At 68.6% G+C, this 16,083-nt stretch carries 13 protein-coding genes; 4 read left to right on the top strand and 9 right to left on the bottom strand.

The annotated features are described in order from the left end of the window. The 7 genes from IQ210_RS15640 to IQ210_RS15610 form a co-directional block, all read right to left on the bottom strand. Nucleotides 1-1,062 carry an ABC transporter ATP-binding protein gene (locus tag IQ210_RS15640; RefSeq protein ID WP_194079633.1) on the bottom strand — a complete coding sequence of 354 codons (1,062 nt, stop codon included), beginning with the start codon at nt 1,060-1,062 and terminating at the stop codon, nt 1-3. Nucleotides 1,063-1,072: 10 nt separating this feature from the next. After that, on the bottom strand, nt 1,073-2,053 hold the full coding sequence (locus IQ210_RS15635) for an ABC transporter permease (protein ID WP_194079632.1): 981 nt from the start codon (nt 2,051-2,053) through the stop codon (nt 1,073-1,075). Nucleotides 2,054-2,143: 90 nt separating this feature from the next. Continuing rightward, nucleotides 2,144-3,952: an ABC transporter substrate-binding protein gene (locus IQ210_RS15630; protein WP_194079631.1), complete on the bottom strand. Its 1,809-nt coding sequence runs from the start codon at nt 3,950-3,952 to the stop codon at nt 2,144-2,146. Nucleotides 3,953-4,058: 106 nt separating this feature from the next. Next, the gene (locus IQ210_RS15625) at nt 4,059-5,096 is read right to left on the bottom strand and encodes an ABC transporter permease (protein WP_194079630.1); all 1,038 of its coding nucleotides are present in this window, start codon (nt 5,094-5,096) and stop codon (nt 4,059-4,061) included. A gap of 654 nt (nt 5,097-5,750) precedes the next feature. Next, the gene (gene typA / locus IQ210_RS15620; RefSeq protein WP_194079629.1) at nt 5,751-7,658 is read right to left on the bottom strand and encodes a translational GTPase TypA; all 1,908 of its coding nucleotides are present in this window, start codon (nt 7,656-7,658) and stop codon (nt 5,751-5,753) included. 136 nt (nt 7,659-7,794) lie between these two features. Further along, nucleotides 7,795-8,406, bottom strand: a complete 612-nt coding sequence (locus IQ210_RS15615) for a hypothetical protein (protein WP_194079628.1) — start codon at nt 8,404-8,406, stop codon at nt 7,795-7,797. Between the two features lie 15 nt (nt 8,407-8,421). Continuing rightward, entirely contained in the window at nt 8,422-10,638 is a 2,217-nt protein-coding gene (locus tag IQ210_RS15610; protein ID WP_194079627.1) for an ABC transporter family substrate-binding protein, read from the bottom strand. 284 nt (nt 10,639-10,922) lie between these two features. On the opposite strand from IQ210_RS15610, the gene IQ210_RS15605 reads away from it, so the two are divergent. From IQ210_RS15605 to IQ210_RS15590, 4 genes are read left to right on the top strand one after another with little or no spacing between them, the layout of a single operon-like run. Continuing rightward, on the top strand, nt 10,923-11,213 hold the full coding sequence (locus IQ210_RS15605) for a hypothetical protein (RefSeq protein ID WP_059192539.1): 291 nt from the start codon (nt 10,923-10,925) through the stop codon (nt 11,211-11,213). A gap of 19 nt (nt 11,214-11,232) precedes the next feature. Beyond that, a complete protein-coding gene (locus IQ210_RS15600; RefSeq protein WP_194079626.1) occupies nt 11,233-12,054 on the top strand; it encodes a hypothetical protein in 822 nt (273 codons plus the stop codon). After that, nucleotides 12,054-13,997 carry a fumarate reductase/succinate dehydrogenase flavoprotein subunit gene (locus IQ210_RS15595; RefSeq protein ID WP_194079625.1) on the top strand — a complete coding sequence of 648 codons (1,944 nt, stop codon included), beginning with the start codon at nt 12,054-12,056 and terminating at the stop codon, nt 13,995-13,997. The genes IQ210_RS15600 and IQ210_RS15595 overlap by 1 nt, the downstream gene beginning before the upstream one ends. Then, on the top strand, nt 13,994-14,764 hold the full coding sequence (locus IQ210_RS15590) for a succinate dehydrogenase/fumarate reductase iron-sulfur subunit (RefSeq protein WP_194079624.1): 771 nt from the start codon (nt 13,994-13,996) through the stop codon (nt 14,762-14,764). The genes IQ210_RS15595 and IQ210_RS15590 overlap by 4 nt, the downstream gene beginning before the upstream one ends. Here IQ210_RS15590 and IQ210_RS15585 read toward each other — a convergent pair. Beyond that, the gene (locus IQ210_RS15585; protein WP_194079623.1) at nt 14,745-15,038 is read right to left on the bottom strand and encodes a hypothetical protein; all 294 of its coding nucleotides are present in this window, start codon (nt 15,036-15,038) and stop codon (nt 14,745-14,747) included. The two genes, IQ210_RS15590 and IQ210_RS15585, sit on opposite strands and share 20 nt — an antisense overlap. A 5-nt stretch (nt 15,039-15,043) precedes the next feature. Further along, nucleotides 15,044-16,006, bottom strand: coding sequence for a phosphotransferase (locus tag IQ210_RS15580; RefSeq protein WP_194079622.1), 963 nt, complete (start codon nt 16,004-16,006; stop codon nt 15,044-15,046). Nucleotides 16,007-16,083 lie beyond the last annotated feature (77 nt).

The raw sequence follows: 16,083 nt of genomic DNA, 5'->3' as shown, positions 1-16,083 counted from the left end.
CTAGCCCAGGCTGGGCTTGATCTCCTCGATGAAGATGGTTCGCTTCTGCTCCGCCGTCAGGTGGCACGCGGACGCGCGGTCCGGGGCCAGCAAGGGGCGTTCGTCGGTGCAGCGGGTGCCGCCGACCCGGTCCTGGAAGGTGCAGCGGGGGTGGAAGCGGCAGCCCGACGGGGGGTTGAGGAGTGAGGGCGGGGCGCCCGGGATGGGGGCGAGCGGGGCCGCGAGGTCAGAGTCGAGGCGCGGCATTGAGTTCAGTAGGCCCCAGGTGTACGGGTGTTGGGGCGAGCGCAGGACCTCGTTCGTCGTACCGCGTTCGATCGCGCCACCCGCGTACATCACCATGATGTCGTCGGCCATGTCGGCGATGACGCCCAGGTCGTGGGTGATGAAGATGATCGCGGAGCCGAACTCCTGCTGGAGGTCCTTCAGGAGGTCGAGGATCTGGGCCTGGACCGTCACGTCGAGCGCGGTGGTCGGCTCGTCGGCGATCAGCAGGTCCGGGTCGCAGACCAGAGCCATGGCGATCATCGCGCGCTGGCGCATACCGCCGGAGAACTGGTGCGGGTAGTCCTTCGCGCGTTCCTTGGGGTTGGGGATGCCGACCTTGCCGAGCATCTCCACCGCACGGTCCCAGGCGGCCTTCTTGGAGGCGCCGGTGTGCTTCATGAACGGCTCGGCGATCTGCCGGCCCACGGTGTAGTACGGCGACAGCGCGGTGAGCGGGTCCTGGAAGATCATGGCGACCTTGTTGCCGCGCAGCTTCTCCAGCTCGTGCTCCCGGGCGGTGGTCAGCTCCCGCCCCTCCAGCAGGATCTCGCCCTCGACGGTGGTGAACTTCGGGTTGTGCAGCCCGAGGATCGTCAGGTTGGTCACGGACTTGCCGGAGCCGGACTCGCCGACGATGCCGAGGGTCTTGCCGCGCTCCAGGTCGAAGGAGAGTCCGTCGACGGCGCGGACCATGCCGTCCTCGGTGCGGAAGCTGACGTGCAGGTCGCGCACCGAGAGGAAGGCGCCCGCGTCGGACGGGACGGGTGCCCCGGCCTCCTTGGTCAGAGTGGTCACGACAGAGCTCCTAGGACAGCCGCACGCGCGGGTCGATGAAGGCGTAGCAGGCGTCGACGACGATGTTGCAGAGCAGGATGACGGCGGCCGCGAACAGCATCACGCCGAGCAGCAGCGGCAGATCGCTGAACTGCACCGACTCCACCGCGAGCCGTCCGAGGCCGGGCAGTCCGAAGGTGTACTCGGTGATGATCGCGCCGCCGAGCAGTGAGCTGAGGTCGATGCCGAGGATGGTGATGATGGGGATCAGCGAACCACGCCAGGCGTAGCGGAAGAAGACGTAGCGGCCGCTCATTCCCTTGGCGCGGGCGGTGCGGACGTGTTCCTCCTGGAGCTGTTCGATCATCGAGGAGCGTGCCATACGGGTGTACTGCGCGGCGAAGATCGTGGAGAGCACGGCCCAGGGGATGATCAGCCCGGTGAACCAGGCGGCGGGGTTGTCGGTGAGCGGGGTGTAGTCCGGCTCGTCGAAGATGTGGGTCTGGTAGACGAGGATCGCCAGCGCCAGCGGGCCCAGGAAGTAGATCTGCATCGAGCTGAGCACCATGGACCCGGCGGTGAACGACTTGTCCACGAGGGTGCCGCGCTTCCAGGCGGCGAGCAGTCCGGTGCCGAGTCCGACGAACAGGAAGACGACGGTGGCGCCGGCCGCGAGCGAGAGGGTGAGCGGCAGTCGGTCCATCAGGGTCGACCAGACCTGCTCGTTGGTGTGGTACGAGTACCCGAAACACGGGGCGGGGCAGGGGCCCTGGGCGAAGTCGTCGCGTCCGGTGACCAGCCCGGACAGGAAGATCCAGAACTGTTCCGGGATCGACTTGTCGAGCCCGAGCGTGTGGTGGATGTTGGCCAGCGCGTCGGGCGTGCAGGTCTTGCCGCACATCAGCAGCGCCGGGTCGCGGGGCATGCCGAAGAAGAGCAGGAAGGCGACCACGGTCAGCAGGACCAGGATCACGAGTGAGCCGAGGATCCGGCGGAAGAGGAAGCGCAGCATCTCAGTGGCAGCTTTCGGGCGAAGCCTGGGCGGCGCGGTGCGCCCCGCCATGGGAACGGGGCGGGGCGCACCGGACGCCGCTTGGACGGGTTACTTCACGAAGAGCCTGCGCGGGTCGACGCCACCGATGACGTCGTCGTACGCAAGGCCACCGATCTTGGACCCGGCGATCTGGGTCTGCTTGTAGTACGCCGTCGGGATGTTGGAGACGACGTCCTTCACGATGTACTCGTTGATCTTGTTCCAGGCCTCGGCGGCCTTGATCGGGTCGGTGATGGTGTTCGCCTTGTCGATGTCGGCGTTCACCTTCGGGTCGTTGATGTGCGAGTAGTTCGAGGAGCCGTCCTGGATCTGGCGGCCGTCGTACAGCGGCGGGATGACGGTCGAGGCGCTCGGCCAGTCGGCACCCCACGCGGTGTGGAAGATGTCGTAGTTGTTCTTGACCTTGCTGACCTGGTCGTAGTAGGTCTCGGCCGGGATCTCCTGGCGCTGCACGTCGAAGCCGGCCTTCTCCAGGCCCGCCGCCATGGCGGTGGAGTACTGCTGGCCCTCGGGGGTGTTGATGTAGCCGAAGGTGAGCTTCAGACCGGTCTTGCCGGCCTTCTCCAGCAGGGCCTTGGCCTTGGCCGGGTCACCGGCGGGCTTGGCCTTCTTGCCGAACGGGTCGAACTTGGGGTCGTAGCCGGAGACGGTCGGGCTGATCAGACCGCCGGCGACCTCCATCGCGTCGGTGCCGCCGAAGGCACGGACGAACGGCGTGATCGGCAGGGCGTAGGCGATGGCCTCACGGACCGTCTTGTCCTGCATCTCCGGCTGGGACAGGTTGATGTTCATCTGGCCCACGTACGGCTGGTAGCCGGAGACCGTGCGGTTCTTCAGCGCGGCGTCGTTCAGGACCTTGGTCAGGTTGCCCGCGTCGACCTGGTTGCTGAAGCTGATCGCCGTCGCGTTGGTGCCGGTGTCGTCGAGGATGGCCTTGGTGGAGTCCTCGAACTGCTTGTTGAACTCGATGTTGAACTGGTCGACGTACTGGTGCCGGACCGCGTCGGTCTTCGGGTCCCAGTTGGTGTTCTTGACCAGCGTCATCGTCTTGCCGGACTTGAACTCCGAGATCTTGTAAGGACCGGAGGTCATCGGGGCCTTGTCGTACTTGACCTTGGTGTCCTTCTCGGCGGACACGATGGAGTAGCCCGCCATGGCGAGCGCGTACGGCAGGTCGGGCTTGGCCGACTTGAACTTGAAGACGATGGTCTTGTCGTCGGGCGTCTCCAGGACGGTGTCCGGGAGGTGCTTGCCCTTGTAGGGGCCGTCCGGGAGGAGCTTGCGGTACTCGGTGCCCGGGGTGTCGGCGAGCCACTGCTGGATGTACGTCGGGCCGTTGGAGATGAACGGCGCGAAGAGCCGCTCGAAGGTCTGCCGGACGTCCTTGGCGGTGATCGTGGAGCCGTCGGCCCACTTGATCCCGTCCTTCAGCGTGTACTTCCAGGTCTTGCCGCCGTCCGTGGTGGTACCGCTGTCGGTGGCCAGGTCGCCGACGACCTCGTGCTTCTTGCCGTCGTCGCTGGTCGCCTTGTACGCGGTCAGTCCGCGGTGGATCAGCTGCGAGAGGGCCATCTCGTCGGAGACGTAGATCTGGCCCGGGTCGAGGTGCGCGAAGCTGTCGCGCTGGAGCACCGTGACGGTGCCGCCGGCCTTGGCGCCGGCGATCTCGGCGGCCGGGCCCGTCGAGGCCTTTTCGTCGCCGAAGGAGATGCCGGCCTGCTGGCGCTGGGCGTTCTCCTTGTCCTGGCCGTTGTTGTCGCTGCCTTTGCTGCCACCCTCGCTGCAGCCGGTGAGCACGAGAGCCCCCGCCGCCAGCAGTGAGAGCGCGGCGTACGCGTGGCGTCCACCCTTACCCATCACTCAGATTCCACCCATCTTGTGTCACCGTTGCGAAATGAAGTGCGAACCGGGCCCGGTGGGAGCCGTCGGTCTCTGTCGGGCGGAGACGCCCACAACTCGTCGGTCAGCGCGCCGTCTTGGGATCGAAGGCGTCCCTGACCGAGTCCCCGAGCAGGTTGAACGCCACGATGAAGACGATCATCGAGATGCCCGGGAAGAACATGTAGGTGATGTCGTTCTGCATCACGAGTTCGGTCGACGCCTTGGAGAACATCTGCCCCCAGTCCGGCGTCGGTTCGACGAGTCCGACCCCGAGGAAGGACAGACCGGCCTCCGCCGTCACGAAGGCGGGCAGCATGTAGGTCGACTGCACCAGGATCGGTGTGACCACGTTGGGCATGATCTCCCTGCGAATGATGCGTACCGGGGACGCCCCGCTCACCTTGGCGGCCTCGATGAACTCCCGTTCTCGCAGGGCGAGTGTGGTGCCGCGCAGGATGCGGGCGAGGCTCATCCAGCCCAGGAACCACTGCACGGCGATGAGGGCGACGACCCGGACGTACACCGGCGTCTCGTCGCGCGGGCTGACGAACAGCGAGACCACGACCGGCATGCTCGCGATGAAGAACAGCTGGGCCGGGAAGGCGAGGAGGAAGTCGATGACCCGGCTGATCAACTGGTCGGACTTGCCGCCGAGATAGCCGGCCGCGACGCCCAGGATGATGCCGGTGAGCACGGTCGCGACGGTGACGGCGAGCGAGATCATCAGGGAGTTGCGGATGCCGTAGAGCAGCTTGGTGAAGACGTCGTAGCCGTTGCCGGGCTCCAGGCCGAACCAGAACTCGCCGCTGATACCGCCGTTGGGCTGGAGGGGCACACCCGCGCTGTCGAAGAGTTCGGGGCGTTCGTCGGCGAACACCGTGTACGGGTCCTTGCCGTAGAGCTTCGCGATCAGGGGGGCCGCGAGGCCGATCACGAAGAAGAAGATCACGATGTACGCGGAGACCACGCCGGTGCGGTCGCGCTTGAAGCGGATCCACATCAACTGCCCGGGAGAGCGGCCTTCGAGCTGCTTGGCCTCCTCGGGCTTGGTCTTCGGCTGCTGGTCGCCGTCGACGACGACCGAGGTCCCGCCGCCTTCGATGTCGATAGGACTGGTCACAGTTCGCCCATTTCACAGGTGTGGGTGTGCCGAACCGGCGACCGGCACGAGGGTGTGCGATCGCGGGTCGGATCATGAAGAAGCGTCAGCGGCGTGCCACGGCACACGGAAGAAGCCGCAGCCGGACGCGCGTAGGGGCGGAAGCGGAGCTCCTCAGAGCCGATCGCCGCACGCTGGGGCGGAGTTGACGCAACTTGCGGACGCTGTGACCCACCTGGTGCTTGTGACACCGCGCATGGGACTCCTCCTCATGACTCCACGTGTTCACCAACAGGAGGGGGTACATGCCTTTCCTCCGACACCCCTGACGGAGGGTCAGGCACCCCCTGGTGCTCGTGAGTCGGCGCCGTCCCCACGGCGCGAGACCCATTGACCCGAGCGCTACGCGGCTAACTATCTGCCATGAGCCAAGTACCGACCACTGTTCTTAAATCTCAATTCAGTCACAGCTGGCCCGTACATCTTCCAAAATCTGGACAAACTGTCTGGTGCAAGAAGGCCGCGAAACGGACGTGTTACATGGGTATCGGGCGAGGATCTCCGCATTACGGACATCCTTCACCGCCCGTCCACAGGAACCTGACTGAAAACGAGTTGCAAAAAGCCCGGGCACCCCCAAGAAGGGGGCACCCGGGCTCAGGAACTGATCGGCGATCAGCCGTGCTTGGCGCGGCTCGCGGCGCGGGCGCGCTCGCGGGCGTCCAGGTTCACCTTGCGGATGCGAACCGCCTCCGGGGTGACCTCCACGCACTCGTCGTCGCGGCAGAACTCCAGCGACTGCTCCAGCGACAGCTTGCGCGGCGGGACGATCGACTCGGCGACGTCAGCGGTCGAGGACCGCATGTTCGTCAGCTTCTTCTCCTTGGTGATGTTGACGTCCATGTCGTCGGAGCGCGAGTTCTCGCCGACGATCATGCCCTCGTACACCTCGGTGCCCGGCTCGGTGAAGAGCACGCCGCGCTCCTGGAGGTTCGTCATCGCGAACGCGGTGACGGCACCGGCGCGGTCGGCGACCAGGGAGCCGTTGTTACGGGTCTGGAGGGTGCCGAACCAGGGCTCGAAGCCCTCGTGGATGGAGTGTCCGATGCCCGTACCGCGGGTCTGGGTCAGGAACTCGGTCCGGAAGCCGATGAGACCACGCGACGGCACGACGAACTCCATGCGCACCCAGCCGGAGCCGTGGTTGGACATGTTGTCCATGCGGCCCTTGCGGACGCCCATGAGCTGCGTGACGGCGCCCATGTGCTCCTCGGGCACGTCGATCGTCATGCGCTCGACGGGCTCGTACGTCTTGCCGTCGACCTCCTTGGTGACGACCTGCGGCTTGCCGATGGTGAGCTCGAAGCCCTCGCGGCGCATCTGCTCGACCAGGATGGCGAGCGCGAGCTCACCACGGCCCTGGACCTCCCAGGCGTCGGGACGCTCGGTCTCCAGGACGCGCAGCGAGACGTTACCGATCAGCTCGCGGTCCAGGCGGTCCTTGACCTGGCGGGCGGTGACCTTGCGGTCCTTGACGGCCGCCTTGTTGTCGGCGCCCTTGCCCGTGCCGCCACGGCCGACCAGCGGCGAGGTGTTGGTGCCGATGGTCATGGAGATCGCGGGCTCGTCGACCGTGATCAGCGGCAGCGGGATGGGGTTCTCGGTGTCCGCGAGGGTCTCGCCGATCATGATGTCGGCGATACCGGCGACGGCGCAGATGTCACCGGGGCCGGCCACCTCGGCGGGCTTGCGGGTGAGCGCCTCGGTCATCAGCAGCTCGGAGATGCGCACGTTGCTGATGGAGCCGTCACGCTTGATCCACGCGACCGTCTGCCCCTTGCGCAGCTCGCCCTGCTCGACGCGGAGCAGCGCGATACGGCCGAGGAAGTTGTCGGCGTCCAGGTTGGTGACGTGGGCCTGGAGCGGGGCGGCCTCGTCGTAGGTCGGGGCCGGGATGTGCTCCAGGATCGTGGAGAAGAACGGCTCCAGGCTGTTGGAGTCGGCCGGGACCGTGCCGTTCTCCGGCTTGGTCAGCGAGGCGATGCCGTCACGGCCGCAGGCGTAGACGATCGGGAACTCGATCTGCTCCTCGTCCGCGTCCAGGTCGAGGAAGAGGTCGTACGTCTCGTTGACGACCTCGTCGATCCGGGAGTCCGGACGGTCCGTCTTGTTGATGCACAGGATGACGGGCAGACGCTGCTGGAGCGCCTTGCGCAGCACGAAGCGGGTCTGCGGCAGCGGGCCCTCGGAGGCGTCGACGAGGAGGACGACACCGTCGACCATCGACAGACCGCGCTCGACCTCGCCACCGAAGTCGGCGTGGCCGGGGGTGTCGATGATGTTGATCGTGATCGGCTCGCCGCCGTCCTTGGGGTGGTACTTCACCGCCGTGTTCTTGGCGAGGATCGTGATGCCCTTCTCACGCTCCAGGTCGTTCGAGTCCATCATGCGGTCGTCGACGCCTTCGAGCTGGTGCGCGGCGAAGGCGCCGGCCTGCTTCAGCATGCCGTCGACGATGGTGGTCTTGCCGTGGTCGACGTGGGCGACGATGGCGACATTGCGGATGTCGTGGCGCGTGGCCATAGTGCGGCGTACTCCCGGAGTGGTGTGGAAGGGGCCTGCGCGTACGTCTGTGTGACGCGGACCCTGCCGGGCTGTACATGCCACGGCCTCACCCCATGGTACGTGGGATTGACAGGGGCGGCCTCCGGGGGCGGTTTCAGGCCTCCTGAGCAGCCTTGGAACCGGTCGGACAGCGGAGGGCGGCGGCCTCCCGGCCGCTCTCGCTCGGTGCGGCCTCGGCGCAGGGCCGGATGTCGGAGCCGATCTCGTCCCAGGTGCGCACATGCCCCTTCACCGGCTCGACGTCCTCACAGGTGTACGTGAAGTCGGCGTCGACGAGATCGACGTAGCTCCAGGCGTAGTAGGCACCCTTGTGGAGCGCCGTCCCCTCCACGTACGAGTCACCGTGCCGGGTGTCCACCACCCCTCGCGCGCCGACCTTCGACTCGTCGACGTCCAGGTGCTCGTCCAGCGCCGCGAGCACCCCCGATGCGCCCGCGCCGGGCGGCACGGGGCTGACCGTCCGGTTGTAGACGACCGTGTCGATGACCTCGAGCTGGGCCTTGTAGGACGCCGTCGGCCTCGCGATCGTTATGGGGCCGGCGAGCTTGGTCACCTTCTGGGTGCGCTCGATGCCCGACCAGGTGTACTTCCCGTCCGTGCAGGATCCCGCCCGCGTGTCCGAGTCAGCGCACGCCGTCAGCCCCGCGGCGAGGGCGACCAGCGCCGCCCCCGCCCCCCACATCCGTCTCCGCATGTACATGCTCATGCGGAGAATGATCTCCTACTTCTCTGTGGGGCTCGCCGAGGGGCGGGCCCCCTTCTTCAGGAAGCCCATGTCCTCGTAGACCGGTGTCTGGAAGCCGAAGGCGCCGGCGTTGGCGATGTTCTTGCGCGCGGCCGTCAACTGGGGCCGCTGGTACAGCGGGATCGAGCCGGCGGCGGCCCAGATCCGGGAGTCGGCCTTGCGGATCAGGCCCCGGCTCTCGCCCTCGTCCAGCGTGGAGACGGCCTGGTCGAAGAGCTGGTCCACCTGGTCGGTGCCGACCCGGGTGTAGTTCTGCTCGACGTTCAGGGAGCCGTCGGCCGCCGGGACCGGCTTGGCGTAGATCGGGCGGGCGTCGGTGGCGGGGAAGGCGGACGCGGGCCAGGAGTACAGGGCGAGGTCGAACTGGCCGGACGCGATGTGGTCCTTGAAGTAGCTCTCGTCCGCGACCTTGGTGATCTCGGTGCGGATGCCGACCTTCTGGAGCATCCCGGAGATCCGGTCGGCCACCGTGCGCAGGGTCTGCGAGCCGGGCCCGGACGGCAGCACGAAGCGGAGCGTGAGGGGCTTGCCGTCCTTGGCGAGCGCCCCGGCCGCGGCGCCGGCGGGCGCGGCGGTGCCCCGGGGGGCGTAGGCGCCGGGGGCGCCGCCCTGCTTGAGCTTGTTCGTGTACTGCTTGCCGTCCTGTGCGAGGTGCTTGGAGCCGTCCCCGCTCTCCTGGTGCTTCTTGGGGTCCTGCCTCTTCTCCCGGTCGGCCTCGCGCGGCGCCTTGTCGTCCTCGCCGACGATGTACGTCCCGTCCTCGGACTCCTCCTCGTCCGAGGAGGCCTTGTCGGCCTTGGACCCGGCGGCCTTCTCGCCCTTCTTCTTCTCCTCCTTCAGCGGGCCGCCCGGCACCCAGCCGGCGTCCGCGAGGAGGGCCTGCGCCTCGGCGGTGTCCTGGCCGCCCAGGGCGCCACTGTTGTCGGCGTAGGCGGCCTGCCCGGCGAGCGCGAGGTGGCTGCCGACCGGCTCGGCGGGCAGGCCGAGCGGGGTGAGCACGACCGAGGCGAGGGCCTCGCGGTCGATGGCGCGGGCCACGGCACGGCGGACCCGCTCGTCGGCGAGCGGCCCCTCGGCGCCGTTGAGGGCGAGCTGCGTGTAGGCGGGCTCCAGGGAGCGGCGCACCTCGAAGCCGCCCAGGGCCTGCTGCTGGCGGGCGTACGCGGAGATCTCCTTGCGCTGCTTCTCGCGGGCGCTGATCTCCTCGTCGGCGGCCTCCTCGTCGGTGCCCTTGGCGACGGCCCAGGAGCGCAGGGAGTCGGCGGCGCTGAGGTTGCTGCCGGGGCCCATCAGCGGGGTGGCGCTCTGCTTGCCCTTGGCGGCGACGGTGATCCGCTTGACCGCCTCGGGGTCGATCTCGGCCAGGTCCAGTTCGCCCGCGGCGAGTGCGGCGGCCCGCTTGTCGCGGGGTACGGCTCTCAGCACGATCTCGTTGAGCTTGGCGGGGTGGCCCCACCAGCGCGGGTTGCGGGCGAGGGTGACCTCGTCGTCCTTGCGGTCGACCTTCTGAAGCGCGAAGGGACCGGCGGTGACCTTGAGCTTCTTGCGGGCGCTGTCGTTGAAGGAGTCCGGGGTGCCCATGACGTCCTTCGGGTACAGCGGGGAGAACAGCGACTTCCAGTCGGCGTACGGCCGCGCGAAGGTGACCTTGACCTCGAGGTCGTTCTTGCCGCGCTCGATCTTCTCGATGCGGTCGTACCCGGCGTTGCGGGCCGTCCAGTACGCGGTGTCCTTGCCGGACAGGGCGCGCCACTGGGCGGCGAAGTCGGCGGCGCCGATCTCGCGGCCGTCGCTCCAGACGGCCTGCTGGTTGAGCTTGTACAGCACGACCTGGCGGGGCTCGGTCTCGACGACCTCGGCCTTCTCCAGGTAGTCGGAGTCGAGCTGCGGGCGTCCGTTCGCATCCAGCCGGTACATGGCCGGCAGGACGGCCTGGGCGACGCGGGTGGTGGTGGCGTCGGCGTCCGACTGGAACGTGTTGAGGGTGTCCGGCACGGAGTCCACGGCCCAGCGCAGGGTGCCGCCGTCGGCGACCAGGGAGCGGTCGGCGAACCCGATGTCCGACGCCGCGAGCGGCTTGCCGGCCGGGTCCTCGGAACTGCACCCGGAGAGCAACGGGACCGCGAGCGCGCCCGCGCTCAGAAACGCGACCGAGCGCATCACCGCGCGCAGTGCGACGCCGTCGTGGGACATGCCGTCTACCTCCGGGGGTGCGCCGCCTGGTTTCGATCACGTTTGGCGGTATATGGAGCTGATCAGATGTATGCGGCCACTGAAGAGGAAAGGGTTCGGCAGGCGACGGCGACACGGCGGGGACGGCCCGGAAGCCCACCCGTGCGGCGCAATGGGCGGCGCGCGAGGGGCGCGCACGGAGGCTCACGATCCGCCAATCCATGCACGTCCCTTCACATGGGCCGGTGTGACGCGCAACACTCGCAGGCGCACATGAACGTTGCCGCCCGAAGTGAGGTCACGTCATGGCCCTGCACGACGAACTGGCGTCAGCCCAGCGCTGCCTCGACGAACTGCACCGGTATGTGAAGCGCCTGGAGCAGCAGCTCGGCAGCGGTGGTCTGGAGATGCGCCGCGTCCGCGTCGACACCGACCGCCTGCGCGAGAGCCTCGCCCTGCTCAGGGACGCCGATCCCGCGCTCGCCCAGTCGAAGCGGCCCGATCTCGTCTCCATCCCCGACACCCCGTACGACAACACCCTGTGGACGGACTCGGACGACGAGGGTCTCGGCGCCCGCGACCGCCACGCCCCCTGAACCCGACCGGAGTCATGAGTTGGCCACTGGTACGGAACCTCATCTGAACAGCGGCGGCGTACGGTCCGGTACGCGCGCCGCGATCACCGCCCCTCATCTGCGGACCGACCGCTGGTGGCTGGCGCCCGCGGTCACCGCCGCCGGGCTGCTGGCCTTCGTCGTCTACTCGACGTGGCGGGCCTTCGCGGACACGGACTACTACGCGGCGCCGTACGTCTCCCCGTTCTACTCGCCCTGTCTGGCCGAGCGGTGCGAGACAATGCGCTCCGGGCCCAACTGGGAGATCTTCGGCGGCTGGTGGGGCATCTCCCCCGCGATCCTCATCCTGATCTTCCCGCTCGGCTTCCGCCTGACCTGCTACTACTACCGCAAGGCCTACTACCGGGGCTTCTGGGCATCCCCGCCGGCCTGCGCGGTGGCCGAGCCGCACAAGAAGTACACCGGCGAGACCCGCTTCCCGCTGATCCTGCAGAACATCCACCGGTACTTCTTCTACGCCGCGATCGTCGTCGCCGGGATCCTGACCTACGACACCGTGCTCTCGTTCCGCAACGAGCACTACGAGTGGGGCCACATGGGCCTCGGCACCCTCGTGTTCCTGGTCAACATCACCCTGATCTGGGCGTACACCCTCTCCTGCCACTCCTGCCGGCACATCGTCGGCGGGCAGCTCAAGCACTTCTCCAAGCATCCCGTGCGCTACAAGGCCTGGCAGTGGGTCGGGAAGCTGAACGCCCGTCACATGCTGCTGGCCTGGGCGTCGTTGGTGAGCGTGGCGCTCGCCGACTTCTACGTCTACCTGGTCGCCTCCGGCGCCTTCGACGATCCGAGGTTGTTCTGATGTCCGTGGTCGACCGCCAGGAGTGGGACGTCGTCGTGGTCGGTGCCGGGGGCGCCGGACTGCGCGCCGCCATCGAGGCGCGCGAGCGTGGCGCCCGTACGGCAGTCATCTGCAAGTCGCTGTTCGGCAAGGCGCACACGGTGATGGCCGAGGGCGGCATCGCGGCGGCGATGGCGAACGCCAACGAGCACGACAGCTGGCAGGTGCACTTCCGCGACACCATGCGCGGCGGGAAGTTCCTCAACCAGTGGCGGATGGCCGAGCTGCACGCCCAGGAGGCCCCGCAACGCGTGTGGGAGCTGGAGACCTGGGGCGCGCTGTTCGACCGCACGAAGGACGGCCGGATCTCCCAGCGCAACTTCGGCGGCCACGAGTACCCGCGCCTCGCGCACGTCGGCGACCGCACGGGCCTGGAACTCATCCGGACCCTCCAGCAGAAGATCGTCTCGCTTCAGCAGCAGGACCATCGCGAGACGGGCGACTACGAGTCCCGGCTCAAGGTCTTCCAGGAGTGCACGGTCACCCGGGTTCTCAAGGACGGCTCACGCGTGAGTGGCGTCTTCGCCTACGAGCGCGAGTCCGGCCGCTTCTTCGTCCTGGAGGCGCCGTCCGTCGTCATCGCGACCGGCGGCATCGGCAAGTCGTTCAAGGTGACGTCGAACTCGTGGGAGTACACGGGCGACGGCCACGCGCTGGCCCTGCTCGCGGGCGCGCCGCTGCTGAACATGGAGTTCGTGCAGTTCCACCCGACGGGCATGGTCTGGCCGCCGTCGGTCAAGGGCATCCTCGTCACCGAGTCGGTGCGCGGCGACGGCGGGGTGCTGCGCAACTCCGAGGGCAAGCGGTTCATGTTCGACTACATCCCGGACGTCTTCAAGGAGAAGTACGCCGAGTCGGAGGAGGAGGGTGACCGCTGGTACGAGGACCCGGACAACAACCGGCGTCCACCGGAGCTGCTCCCCCGCGACGAGGTGGCGCGCGCCATCAACTCCGAGGTGAAGGCGGGCCGCGGCTCCCCGCACGGCGGCGTCTTCCTGGACGTGTCCACGCGCATGCCCGCCGACGTCATCAAGCGCCGACTGCCGTCGATGTACCACCAGTTCAAGGAGCTGGCGGACGTCGACATCACCGCGGAGGCGATGGAGGTCGGGCCGACCTGTCACTACGTGATGGGCGGCATCGCGGTCGACTCGGACACCGCGGCGGCCCGCGGGGTGCCGGGGCTGTACGCGGCCGGTGAGGTCGCGGGCGGCATGCACGGCTCCAACCGGCTCGGCGGCAACTCCCTGTCCGACCTGCTGGTGTTCGGCCGCAGGGCGGGCCTGCACGCCGCCGAGCACGCGGCCTCCCTCGCCTTCGAACGCCCCGCGGTGGACGACGACCAGGTCGACTCGGCGGCGGCGGAGGCGCTGCGGCCGTTCTCGGCGGAGGGCCCGGCGCCGGGCGAGGAGGACGGCCGCCCGCCGGAGAACCCGTACACCCTCCACCAGGAGCTCCAGCAGGCCATGAACGACCTCGTCGGCATCATCCGCCGCGAGGCCGAGATGGCGCAGGCCCTGGAGAAGCTGGCGGAGCTGCGGGTACGGGCCCGACGCGCCGGAGTCGAGGGCCACCGCCAGTTCAACCCGGGCTGGCACCTCGCGCTCGACCTGCGCAACATGCTGCTCGTCAGCGAGTGCGTGGCGCGGGCGGCGCTGGAGCGCACCGAGTCGCGCGGCGGCCACACCCGCGAGGACCACCCGGCGATGGAACGCAAGTGGCGCAACATCAATCTGCTGTGCCGACTGACCGACCCCACGGGCGGGTTGGCGGCCACGGACCCGGTCCGCGGTCAGATCGCCCTCACCCGGGAGACCACCGACCCCATCCGCGCCGACCTGCTCGCCCTCTTCGACAAGGAGGAGCTGGTCAAGTACCTCGCCGAAGAGGAGCTGTACGAGTGAGCAGCTACAAGGCCCAGTTCAAGGTGTGGCGGGGCGATGTGCAGGGCGGCGGCCTGGAGGACTTCACGGTCGAGGTCAACGACGGCGAGGTGGTCCTCGACATCATCCACCGCCTCCAGGCCACCCAGGCCCCGGACCTCGCCGTCCGCTGGAACTGCAAGGCGGGCAAGTGCGGTTCGTGCTCGGCGGAGGTCAACGGGCGGCCCCGGCTGATGTGCATGACCCGCATGTCGGTGTTCACCCGCGAGGAGACGATCACCGTCACCCCGCTGCGGGCCTTCCCCGTCGTCCGCGACCTGGTGACCGACGTCGGCTTCAACTACGAGAAGGCGCGCGAGGTCCCGGCGTTCGTACCGCCCGCGGACCTGGGTCCCGGCGAGTACCGGATGATGCAGGAGGACGTGGACCGCTCGCAGGAGTTCCGCAAGTGCATCGAGTGCTTCCTGTGCCAGGACACCTGCCATGTGGTCCGCGACCACGAGGAGAACAAACGGGCGTTCGCGGGCCCGCGCTTCCTGATGCGGGTCGCGGAGCTGGACATGCACCCGCTGGACGCGGCGGAGGAGTCGGGCCTCGACCGCAAGACCACCGCCCAGGACGAGCACGGCCTCGGCTACTGCAACATCACCAAGTGCTGCACGGAGGTCTGCCCCGAGGGCATCAAGATCACGGACAACGCGCTGATCCCGCTGAAGGAGCGGGCGGTGGACCGCAAGTACGACCCGCTGGTGTGGCTGGGCTCGAAGATCAGGAGGAGGTCCTCATAGCGAGCCGCTGCACATAGAGCCCGAGCGCGAACACCACCATGCCGGCCATCGCGTACGGCACGTGCTCCATGCTGGGCCCGCTCAGCGGTCCGAGGAACAGGAAGGTGCCGATCCCGGCCTGCCCGATCAGCGTGCCGTACCCCCACACCCGGGGCCGGGCCACCTTGGCGCGTCCGCGCCCCGGGAGCAGCCACCCGGTGGTGACGGCGGCGCCCCCGATCACCAGCCCGGCCGTCAGGACGAGGACGGCCGCGATCACCAATATCCCGTGCACGCCGATCATCGTCGCACCAGGTCGAGGACCTGGACCAGGTTGTGCTCGGCAATACCGCGCATGAATTCCGTAAAGGGAAAGTCTCCGTCGAGCAGCCGCAACGGCCCGGCGACCAGGGACAGCCGCATGGCGAGCCGGTAGAACCGCAGCCGGTCCTCGTCGAGGCCCGGGACGCGGAGGGCCTCGTAGCTGTCCCCGAACCGGATCTCCAGGAAGACGTGCTCCCACTCCACGTCGAAGTAGAGCAGCCCTTCGATGTCGATGAGGGCGAGCTCACCCGCCGGGGTCAACAGGACGTGATCGGGCCCGAGTTCACCGTGGATGAGGGTGTGACGCCGGCGCGGCCGGACCTCGGCGGCCAACACCTTTACCCGCTCCTGGAGTTGCTCCCGCACGGCGGCAGCGCGCGGCTCCCGCCGAGCCACCTCCTCCACGTCACGCAGGGCACCCTCCAGAACCCGCTGCGCGCAGGAAGTCCCGTACGAGGTGCCACCGTTGTCGACGAGGGCGACCTTGCCGAAGCGGGGGCCGGTGTGGGCGTGCAGGGTGTCGAGAAGGGCCGCCAGCCGGTCCAGCAGGGCCGGGTCGCGGGGCAGGGCCGCTTCCAGACTGTCTCCGGGGAGGTCCTCGACGACCGCCTGCCGGGCCTCGGCGTCGACGTGCAGCAGCCGGGGCGTCCGCACGCCGGCGGCGGCCAGGCGGTCGTGTGCCGCGGTGAAGAGGTCGAGGCCGGTGCCGTGGGAGAACGGGTCGCGGAGGTCGGAGGGGCCCGCGTCCCAGTAGTCCTCGTCCGGCGACCAGACGTACGCGATCGCGCTGAAGCCGTCGTCGAAGGTCAGCCGGTAGACGCCTTTCTTGGTGCCGCCGTGCAGCCGGGTGGCGGCGGCGAGGGTGCGGCCGCCTCCGACGGCGGCGCGGGCGAGGGGGGCGAGGTCGGCGCGGGTGAGGGGCGTGCGGGTGCCGGTCATCCGCCCGATCCTGGCACCCGGCCCCGACAGCCGCAGCCGGATTTCGACGCACCCAGCCCACCCAGTCCCCTCACTCC

It is taken from the genome of Streptomyces justiciae (assembly GCF_015163075.1).
In the GTDB taxonomy this organism is placed as follows: Bacteria; Actinomycetota; Actinomycetes; order Streptomycetales; family Streptomycetaceae; genus Streptomyces; species Streptomyces justiciae.
Note: the sequence above shows the minus strand (reverse complement) of the source record. Positions and strands in the feature narration are given on the sequence as shown.